The organism is Winogradskyella sp. (assembly GCF_013042245.1).
Taxonomy (GTDB): Bacteria; Bacteroidota; Bacteroidia; order Flavobacteriales; family Flavobacteriaceae; genus Winogradskyella.
Genome location: NZ_JABDQL010000111.1, coordinates 1 through 10,407, shown reverse-complemented (window position 1 = coordinate 10,407; position 10,407 = coordinate 1). Strand labels below are relative to the sequence as shown.

General features: G+C 33.6%; 8 protein-coding genes and 1 pseudogene. 3 read left to right on the top strand and 6 right to left on the bottom strand.

The genetic code is table 11. The features are described 5' to 3' along the window. Window positions 1–273 (bottom strand): 50S ribosomal protein L21 (gene rplU, locus HKP48_RS08770; protein ID WP_296344920.1); only part of this gene is annotated, 273 nt, incomplete at its 3' end. Between the two features lie 298 nt (window positions 274–571). Between rplU and HKP48_RS08765 the strand changes: the two genes are divergently transcribed. Both HKP48_RS08765 and HKP48_RS08760 read left to right on the top strand, forming a co-directional pair. Continuing rightward, window positions 572–1,888 (top strand): pitrilysin family protein, encoded by a 1,317-nt coding sequence (locus HKP48_RS08765; protein ID WP_296344918.1) that lies wholly within the window; start codon window positions 572–574, stop codon window positions 1,886–1,888. A gap of 1 nt (window position 1,889) precedes the next feature. After that, window positions 1,890–3,956: a pitrilysin family protein gene (locus HKP48_RS08760; RefSeq protein WP_296344916.1), complete on the top strand. Its 2,067-nt coding sequence runs from the start codon at window positions 1,890–1,892 to the stop codon at window positions 3,954–3,956. A gap of 38 nt (window positions 3,957–3,994) precedes the next feature. Here the strand turns inward: HKP48_RS08760 and HKP48_RS08755 are convergent, their stop codons facing one another. Then, a complete protein-coding gene (locus HKP48_RS08755) occupies window positions 3,995–4,873 on the bottom strand; it encodes an EamA family transporter (RefSeq protein ID WP_296344913.1) in 879 nt (292 codons plus the stop codon). A 90-nt stretch (window positions 4,874–4,963) separates the two neighbouring features. On the opposite strand from HKP48_RS08755, the gene HKP48_RS08750 reads away from it, so the two are divergent. Next, window positions 4,964–5,494, top strand: coding sequence for a heavy metal-associated domain-containing protein (locus HKP48_RS08750; RefSeq protein ID WP_296344911.1), 531 nt, complete (start codon window positions 4,964–4,966; stop codon window positions 5,492–5,494). 52 nt (window positions 5,495–5,546) lie between these two features. On the opposite strand, the gene HKP48_RS08745 is transcribed toward HKP48_RS08750, so the two are convergent. The 4 genes and pseudogenes from HKP48_RS08745 to HKP48_RS08730 all read right to left on the bottom strand — a co-directional run. Next, complete coding sequence (locus HKP48_RS08745) at window positions 5,547–5,933, bottom strand: hypothetical protein (protein WP_296344909.1); 387 nt, start codon at window positions 5,931–5,933, stop codon at window positions 5,547–5,549. Window positions 5,934–5,973: 40 nt separating this feature from the next. Further along, a complete protein-coding gene (locus HKP48_RS08740) occupies window positions 5,974–7,374 on the bottom strand; it encodes a DUF5689 domain-containing protein (RefSeq protein WP_296344907.1) in 1,401 nt (466 codons plus the stop codon). A gap of 28 nt (window positions 7,375–7,402) precedes the next feature. Further along, the gene (locus tag HKP48_RS08735) at window positions 7,403–10,264 is read right to left on the bottom strand and encodes a carboxypeptidase regulatory-like domain-containing protein (protein WP_296344905.1); all 2,862 of its coding nucleotides are present in this window, start codon (window positions 10,262–10,264) and stop codon (window positions 7,403–7,405) included. A 26-nt stretch (window positions 10,265–10,290) separates the two neighbouring features. Then, window positions 10,291–10,407, bottom strand: a pseudogene (locus HKP48_RS08730) (IS1595 family transposase); the annotation flags it as partial.

Below are 10,407 nucleotides of genomic sequence, written 5' to 3'. Positions count from 1 at the left end.
TTGTCTGTGTCCATTTTTAACACGGTAACCTTTACGTCTTTTCTTTTTGAAAACAATAACCTTGTCACCTTTAAGGTGCTTTAAGACTTTTGCACTTACTTGTGCTCCGTCTATAGCTGGGGCGCCTATAGCTGTATTGTCACCATCTGCAATTAAAAGAACATTATCGAAAGATACTTTCTTTCCTTCTTCTGTTGCTAAACGGTTAACAAAAACTTTTTGGTCTTTTTCAACTTTAAATTGATGCCCTGCTATCTCTACAATTGCGTACATAGCGTAACGTTTTTATTAATTTGTTTATATATTAAATAACCTTCTTCTCAGAAAGCGGATGCAAATATACGTTTAAAATCCTAATTTACAAACGTTTTAGTGTTTTTGAAGATCATTAAAACGCATTAATTTTCTATATTTTTTATTATAAATGCATCTTCATAGTTTAACTGTTCGGTTATTTCACATTTTATTTAGAACAAAAAGGAATTATGTTCTCTATTTTTGTGAAAATTGCTGTAACAAATAGTTATTAGGCAAGACAAACACTTTGAAACTTTTATTAAAAAAAACTAAAATGAAAAAAAGCTTATTAAGTCTAGCGCTTTTGATGTTTGTAGGATATTCTTCTACTGCACAAAAGGTAGAGTTTGAAGAATTTGATTTAGATAACGGACTACACGTTATTTTACATCAAGATAATACAGCACCAGTCGTTGCAACTACAGTTATGTATGACGTTGGAGGTAAAGACCGTGAAGAAGGCCGAACAGGTTTTGCACACTTTTTTGAACATCTATTATTTGAAGGGACAGAAAATATAGAGCGAGGCGAGTTTATGAAAATTATTCCTGCCAATGGAGGAACATTCAATGCCACTACTTCTCAAGACCGAACGTATTATTATGAAATTTTTCCATCTAACAAGTTAGAGTTAGGCTTATGGTTAGAGTCTGAGCGTATGTTACACCCTGTAATTGATCAAGTTGGTGTGGATACACAGAACGAGGTTGTAAAGGAAGAAAAACGTCAGAGTTATGATAGACCTTACGGAAAATTATTAGAGGTAATAGGTGCAAATTTATTTGAAGTACACCCTTACAAAGACCCTAATATTGGTTTTATGAAAGACCTTGATGCTGCTACTTTAGATGAGTTTAATGCTTACTTTAATAAGTATTATGGTCCTAACAATGCAGTTTTAATTGTTGCAGGTGATATTGATAAGGAGAAGACAAAAGCTATGGTTAAAGATTATTTTGGAGAAGTAAAGTCTAAGCCAGAGTTTGTGAGAAACTTTCCAAAAGAAACACCAATTACTGAAACTAAAAAGGTTAAAGCATACGATTCAAATATTCAAATACCAGCAATTTTAGCTGCATACCGTTTACCTGGACAAGCATCAAGAGATGCATATGTTTTAGATATGATTTCTTCATACTTAAGCGGTGGAAAAAGTTCTGTATTGTACAAAAAAATAGTTGATGAGCAAAAGCAAGCTTTAGCCGTGCAAGCTGTTAACTTAGGTCAGGTAGATTATAATATATTCGCATTATTTGCATTACCCCAAGGTGATGTTTCTCTAGATACGCTTTTAGCTGAAATGGATGAGGAAATTGCTAAAATGCAAACCGAACTAATTTCTGAACGCGATTATCAAAAGCTTCAAAATAAATTTGAAAATCAGTTTGTAAACTCTAACTCAAGTGTAGAAGGTATTTCAAGTTCTTTAGCAACATATTACCTATTATATGGAGATGTTAATTTAATCAATACACAATTAGATTTATACCGTTCTATTACACGAGAAGAAATTAGAGATGTGGCTGCAAAATACTTAAGCCCAAATCAACGCGTAGAAATTCAGTACTTACCTAAAAAAGATGAAGAATAAGATGAAGAATTTAAAAATAAAATTAGCCGCTTTTGTAGGTGTTGCTTTAATGACTTTTGGAGTCAATGCCCAGATAGATAGGTCTCAAATGCCAGAAGCAGGACCAGAACCAGTAATTAATTTAGAGAAACCTAACGAGTTTACCCTTAAAAATGGTATAACAGTTATGGTTGTCGAAAATAACAAGTTGCCAAGAGTATCTTACCAATTAAGCATAGACAATAAGCCTTATGTAGAAGGTGATAAAGCAGGAGTTTCAGATTTATTATCTGCAATGTTAGGTAACGGAACAACGTCTATTTCTAAAGATGACTTTAATGATGAAGTTGACTTTTTAGGAGCAAACATTAGCTTTGGTTCTAGCGGAGGTTTTGGTAGTGGATTAGTTAAATATGCTGACCGTATTGTTGAGTTGATGGCAGATGCTACAGTCAATCCACTTTTAACTGAAGAAGAATTTGAAAAGGAAAAAGATAAACTTATCGAAAACTTAAAGTCTAATGCAAAAAGTACTGATGCTGTTGCAGGTCGTGTTGTAGGTGCTTTAGCTTATGGCAAAGGTCACGCTTATGGTGAGTTTACAACTGAAGAGACAGTAAATAATGTAACATTTCAAGATGTTTTAGATTTTTATAAAATACGTTTTGCACCAAATAATGCTTACATCGTAGTTGTTGGCGATATTGATGTAAAGTCAGTAAAAAAACAAATGAAAAAGTATTTTAGCAAGTGGGAAAAAGTAGATTTAAAAGAACTGCCTAGTCCAGAGTTAACATCGAATGTATCTTCAGCAGAAATTAACTTTGTTGATATGCCAAATGCAACACAGTCTAATATTTCTATAACCAATAACGTGAGTTTAAAGCAAAGCGATGATGATTATTTTGCTGCTTTGATGGCAAATAATATCCTTGGTGGTGGTGGCGAAGGTTATCTATTTAAAAACCTGCGTGAGGATAAAGGTTATACATACGGTGCTTACTCAAGTTTAGGAGCAAGCCGTTATGGTGTATCGCGTTTCAATGCGAGCGCAAAAGTACGTAATGTAGTTACTGATAGTGCCGTTGTAGAGTTTTTAAAAGAAATAAAAAGAATTAGAACTGAGCCTGTTGATCCAAAAAATTTAAAAGATGCTAAGGCTAAATATGTTGGTAATTTTGTAATGCGTTTAGAGCGTCCACAAACAATTGCAAGCTATGCTTTAAATATTAAGCGTAATAATTTACCAGAAGATTTTTATGCAAACTATTTAGAAAACATCAATAAGGTTTCAATAGAAGATGTAAAGCGTGTGGCTAACAAATACTTTAGTGTAGATAATGCCAGAGTTGTTATCGTTGGTAAAGGCGCTGATGTATTAGAGAATCTTGAAAAAGTAGGTCTACCAATTAAGTATTATGACAAATATGCGAGTGCTACAGAAAAGCCTGAATTTAATAAAGATTTACCAGAAGGTGTTGATGTTAAAACAGTTTTACAAAATTACTTTACAGCTATTGGGGGCAAAGAAGCTTTTAGTAAAATTAACTCTTTAATTCTTACTTACGAAGCTTCTGCAATGGGAAACACCATTCTAAGCGAAGAAAAACGATTAGACGGAAAGTCATCACAGGCACTATCTATGGGAGGAAATCCAATGATGACAGTAGTAATGACCAATGACAAAGTGACAATGAATAAAAATCCTTTACCAGAAAACATGGCTAATGATATGCGTATCTTAGCAGGTCTTTTACCAGAATTAAATATGTTAAACTCTGATAAGGTTAAACTATCTGGTGTAGAACCTATAGATGGTAAAGATGCTTATAAAGTAGATATTGCTGGTGATGTTGTTAGCCTAACATACTATTACGATTTGGAAACTGGTTTAAAAGTCAAAGAAGTACAAACTACTTCTATGCAAGGAAGAAGTCAGTCTCAAGAAACAGATTTAAAAGATTATCAAACGTTTGAAGGCTTAAAATTTCCAGGAGTAAGGTCAGGAAAACAGATGGGTCAACTCATAGAATTTAAGTTGAAAGGAGTAAGAATAAACGAAGGCGTTACAGACAAAGATTTTGATTAATTTAATTAAAAAAGCCAACTCAATAAAGTTGGCTTTTTTTATACTTTTCTCCTATTTGCAATATAAACACCTGCGAGTATAATAAGAGTTGCAAATCCTTGCATTGGCGTAAAAGCTTCACCATCTAATAATCCCCATATTAAAGCCACAATTGGCATCAAATATGTTACAGATGTTGCAAAAACCGGAGTAGATATTTGCACCAATTTATTGAATAAAACTTTAGCTAGAGCGGTGCCAAATATTGAAAGTATAGTTACACATAAAATAGCATTCAAAAACGTGTCAGATTCAAAAGTTTCTACCGAAAAGAAATCTGTAAAAAGCAAAATAACAAACGCAGGAATGATAATAAACACATAATTACCAGCTGCAATAGTTAGAGGTTTTACATCTTGTAGATGGCGTTTAATGATATTAACATTGGCAGCATACATTAGTGTAGAAATAATTATAAAACTAGCATATAAGTAATTTTGATTAGGGTTAATCTCTGCTCCTTTAAGTATAAGTAATGCAGTACCAATAAAACCGATAATAACACCAATTACTTGACGTCTGGTTGATGCTATTTTAAAAATTGTTACACCCATCAAAATAGTATTGAGTGGCACAAGTGAATTTAAAATAGAAGTAATAGCACTATCAATTTCAGTCTCAGCTATAGCAAATAAAAAAGCTGGAAAAAAAGACCCTAAAAATCCAGAAATAGCAATCCATTTCCATTGCGGTTTTTTTATCCTTTTTAAGCTAGTAAACCCAAAACCCAACAGAATTAAACCTGTGATTACATTACGCAGACCGCCTATTTGAAAAGGAGATAGTCCAAGAAGAGACTTTTTAATTAAAATAAATGAACTACCCCATATTATCGATAAAATTATCAGATAAGCCCACTTAATGTTAATGTTTTTCATATTAGCGCTTTTGCGGTCACAAAATTCGTTAATTATTTTTCAAGAAACCTTGTATTTATTAGATTTGTTAAAAATAGAATTTAAAGACTCATGAAAATATTTAAAAATATAATTACGATATCAGTATTGGCACTAGTTGTTTTAGCATGTAAAAATAATGCTGAACCTGAAGTTAAAACTGTTGAAGTTGAGGTTAGCAAAAATGATACAAAACAAGCATTAGACCCAAATGCAACATATGCAAAAGTTGAGTTTAGTATTGACGGAATGACTTGTGCCATGGGATGTGCAAAAACCATTGAAAAGAAAATGGCTAAGATGGAAGGTGTGAAAATGGCAAAGGTAGACTTTGAAAAAGAGTTAGCCATGGTAGAGTATGATCAAGCGAAAGTTTCTCCTAGTTCTTTGAAAGAAGCGGTAGCCAAAGTAAGTAAAATCTATGAGGTGAAAGAAATGAAAACTGTAGATCAGTTTTCACCAGAAAAAGAATTAGATACAAAAAAGGCTTGTAAAGCTGATTGTAAAATGGCATGCTGTAAAGACAAAACTAAAACTGAAAAGACAAAAATGACTTGTGCAAAGGATTGTGAAAAAGCATGTTGCAAAGCAGAAAAGGTATAACACCTAAACAGATAATTTAAAAACGCTATCCAATAGGATGGCGTTTTTTGTTTTATATAGCTTGATAGAAAATAAAAGCCATAACAATACAAGCGATAGGAACCGCTATTAGTTTCCAAGCTTGTAATTTATGCTTTTTTGATTTTGCGTTTAAAATATTTCTACGTTTACCATTATAACGCATCCAGTTCTTCAAGTAGATAAAGAGCACACATAAAACAGAAATTATAATCGCTTTTCCTGAACTAATCTTACCAATATTAAGCTGACTAGCAAAAGCACTAAAAAAACAAGCTAAAAGCATGTAAAAGGCTATCTCGGTCAAGCAGATGTAGTGCAAAGTCAGAAGCATGGCTTTTCTTCCAAACTTAGGTTTAGTAAGATTAAGTAATGTAATGTAAAAAGAGTCAAACATAACCGCTAAAATATAAAACCGCATCTGTACAGATGCGGTTTTTCTATCAATTTTTATAATTACCTTATTGTACGCTGATTTTTACATTATCGATATCAATAGTCATGTTTTGGTTTGCTGTATCACTACCTGTATACTTAAAAGCTATATACGCATTACCAGTTACACCTGATAAATCTATAGGACCAGAGTTAATAAATGTAAACCAGTTGCCTGAATCTACAATATAACTTTTTGTAAAAGGCATAGATGTCCAAGTTGCTGTTAATACGCCAGCTTCAGTACCATCAAAATCGTTAGAGTATAAAACTTCCATTGGATCATGACCTGCATCTGGGAAAGCATGTTGCATTTCGAAGGTTAATACTTCTCCTGTTTGCGCATCCATATATATACTTGGTGTAATTAACCAACCAATATTAGAAGATTCTCCAGTGCTAAACGCAGAAAATCTTGCAGTCCCATTTCCGCTAAATACATCTTCAGACCAAAGCTCAGTTCCAGCTTCAGCAAAATTAATCCAACCTGGAGTATTAAAAGTTGTATTGTCTGTCGCTTCTTGGAAATCTGCTGAGAAAACTGGATCACAACGGTCTCCTGTCATGTCTATATCTTCAGGGCTATTAATAACAATATTAAATTCATCTCCAAAAAAGTTTTTCTGTAAAACAGCAGTCATAGACCCTCTACCCGCTGGTAGTGTTAATGCCTTAAAATCTGCAAAAGTACTTGTTGCAAATACTGTAGATGCACCTGTTGTACAATCTTCTAAAGTGCGCTCACCATCAAATTCATCACTTGGTTCAGATGCAAAGCTTAAAGCATTTGGAGCAACCGCTTGAGATTGTATAAATTGCACATTATCTAAAGAGATTAATAGATTGGTTTTGTCATCAGTAAATTCATTAATACCAAGTTGTAGCGGAACCATGGTTGCAATTTCAGCAGATCTTTGAATAAAATCTTCTTCAGATGGTGCGGGTATTTTACCAATACGATCATCATCTAATGGTCCCAATGTTAAGACACCGTTAGAAATACCAATACTTAAACTGTTTACTTTTACATAGACTTTACGTCCTACTTCGTAGCGTATAAACAAAGGGTTGACATCTACAAGTACACGAATACCAATAGTTGGATTCTCAGGAGCATTTTGAAGAATTAATTCTTCAAAATAATTACCACCTTCATCAGAAGATACCACGTAACCAGTAACAAATTGGTCGGCAGCATCTGATGGGTAAGTATAAAATGTGTCATCATTAGAATAATCTAATGTACTATTTCCTTGTTCTTGAGCTAATTCTCCAGCAACTGAGGATATTTCTATAGTAGTACCACTTAACACAGGCTCAATTACAGCTGTATTAGGAATATTAAAATCATCATCTTCTACACAGCTATTAAAAGCTACTAAACCTATAAGTAGAAGGATAAATTTGTTAATTTTTAAAATTTTCATTTTGTGTGTATTTTTTATTCTTTTTCAATTAAAATCTTACGTAAACATTAAGGTAGTACGTGGTACCATTACCAAAGAAATAACGTGAGCCAAAGACTGGTCCATTGTCTCCAGATTGGTCTTCTTTGATGCGTCTAAAGTTAGCCAAACGCGACTGCTCAAAACCACCAGTTCTGTAATCTTGATCAAACACATTATTAATTGTCGCAAAGAAACCGATGAAATAATCGTCTACTTTCCATGATTTACCACCAATAACATTTACCAACATGTAACTATCAAACTGTTCTTGTTTTAATAATTCTTTTGCCAGTACTGGATCAAAGTCATTAAACGTATTACCATCAAAATCTGATGTAAAGTTAGCAGACCTTGCCAAATTACTAGCATCTATATATGCATTTGAGAAGAAGTTACTTGTAACACCAATATTCCAGAAATCAGGATCTCTATATTCAAAACCTAATTGAAAAGCACGCTCTGGACCACCAGCAACATGTACGTTTTTGAGATTTGTTGTTCCATCACCAAATGTTAATTGTCCTGGAAAATTAACGCTTGTTAAATATAAGTTTGGATTATTTTGGAAAGTATATTGCCCAACCGAAGCAGCACCTTTAAGTTTAATGGTTGGTGTTACTTGTGCTTCAATACCAAACTCAAGACCAATGTGACGCCTTTCTACATTAGTTAAAACTTCTTGCACAAAAGCATCGCCATTATCAACACCTAAGCCTGCTAAGTCTTCTGTAAAATAAAAACCAATGTCGCTTCCATTTTTAAATCCTGAGTAGAAACCTGTAAGCCTTGCTTTAACGATCGGTGAGCGATAAATATAACTTACATCGACAGACTGAATATCTTCACTCTCTAAACCAGTTACTGTAGCATTAGTTTGTCTAGCATTACTGTAAGAATTTCTAATACCAGGTGCTTTAGTAAACATACTTGTATTAGCAACTAAAAGGTGCTTACCTGTAATTTTATAAGTAAAACCACCTTTAACACCATAGTTGGTAAATTTTAATTCTTCACCTTTTCCAAACGAACCATTATTTCCTCCACCAGAGAAAAACCCGTTTTCGAATAGACCGTTTCTTTGATACGTAGTTCTAGAGATGTTTCCTCCTAAATAGAAATCAACTTTATTATATTTAAATTGAGCTTGAGCAAATGCACTTGCAACTTCAGCATCAATTTCATAGTTGTATTTATAGCGATCACCTTCTCCAACTATTCTGTTAGGATTACGCAAATCACTCTGTGCTAGGTCTGCTGCTACTTGATCTGAAATATTCTCGTCTTCTTCGGCAAAGAAATCAACATCTAAATATCCTGTACCACCTAATAAATCTTCTACACGAGCATAGTTTTGGCTATTTAGGCGTCTATAATTTAAAGCTGTATTTAGTCTTATATTTTCAGCTAAATCAGCATCTAATATGGTATTGAAAGTTATTTGGTCATCTTCTATAACATCTGCTTGAATAGCATAAAGCGAATTACCTCCTTGAGCTCTTAATGTAGCATTTCCTTCGTATAAATTATTCCAATCTAATTGACCATCATTTACAAAAGCTTCTTTTGCAATAAAAGCTTGTTGGTAATCAAAAGCTGTTGGGTTTGGATCTTGTAAAAAGAAGCTAGGTAAATTTTGGTAGTAATCTGGATTTGGATTTCTAGCACCTCCTAAAAATACACTTTCGCCATCTACGTTAACCAAACGGGTTCCTCCATTATCAATGCGCGTATTTGCAATCTCACCAAACTGGTAAGCAATATTTGTATTTAAACGTACTTTATCAGAGATATCCCAAAAGTGGTTAAGCATTATAATTGGCTCTTTAATTTCTCTAATTCTAGAGTTACGTTGTTCACCGTTTAATTCTCCCCAAAATGGGTTATATTGTCTTCCTTTAAGATCAAAAATTTCTTGTGTAATAGCGGTAGAACGACCACGTCTGTTCTGTGCATATATGCTAGTAAAGTTTATACTATGTTTATCGTTAATCTTTTTTTCAATAGCTACAAAGAAAGAGTTTGCATCATATAGCGTACCATCTATGTAACCTTGGTTACCAAAACGTCTAGATAATAAGAACGAGTAAGACCATCCATCTGCTAAAAGACCAGAACTATAACTTCCCATAATACGTCCTTGGTAACTTCTGTTAGCAGCAGCATAAGAGATACGACCACCTTTACGATATTTAGAAGCGCGCATTACAATGTTGTTTGTACCAGCAAGATCACCAAAATTGTAATCGTTTGCAGACATACCCATAGTAAATTCTTGGTTACGTTGTACATCGTTCAATCCACCCCAGTTACCCCATTGTGGACGACCATTAAATTGCTTGTTCATCTCAACACCATTAATAAGCACCTTACCATTTGCATTGTCTAAACCTCTAGGTCTAAAGAATGTAGCACTAAAACCGAATGCCGCAGCACTTAAAAACACATCTCTTGAGGCTTGTAATAAACCAGAAATGTTGTCTGTAAGGCCATCATCTTCACTGTTAAGGTTATCATCCGAAATAGAAATAGTATACAAATCTTTTTTGTCTGTTGGGTCATAATCAAGTGTCATGCCTTCAATGTCAACAGTTTTTCCTTCGTTTACTACTATAGGATAACGCTTAGTCTCGTAGCCTACTTTTTCAATTTTAAGGACTTGTTCTCCTAATGGAACATTAGATGTAAAGCTAAATTCACCTTTACCATCTGTAGTCATGGTTAATTCTGTACCTTCAATAGTTACAGTAACATCAGGAATGGGTTCTCCAGTTATTCCGTCCAAAACACTACCTCTCACAACAGTTTGCTGAGTAAAACTTAGAAATGAAAAAGCGATTCCAAACAGAAAGAGTAAAAAACTTTTTTTCATGTTTAGTTTTATATTGATTTATTGAGTTACACGTTTAGTTTCTGTTTTAATTGATTTTGATATATTGGTTTACTTTCTACCATTCTTGTAATTGTTTTATGAAAGATACTCGTCTTAAATTGAGAACGATTAATTCTAAAACA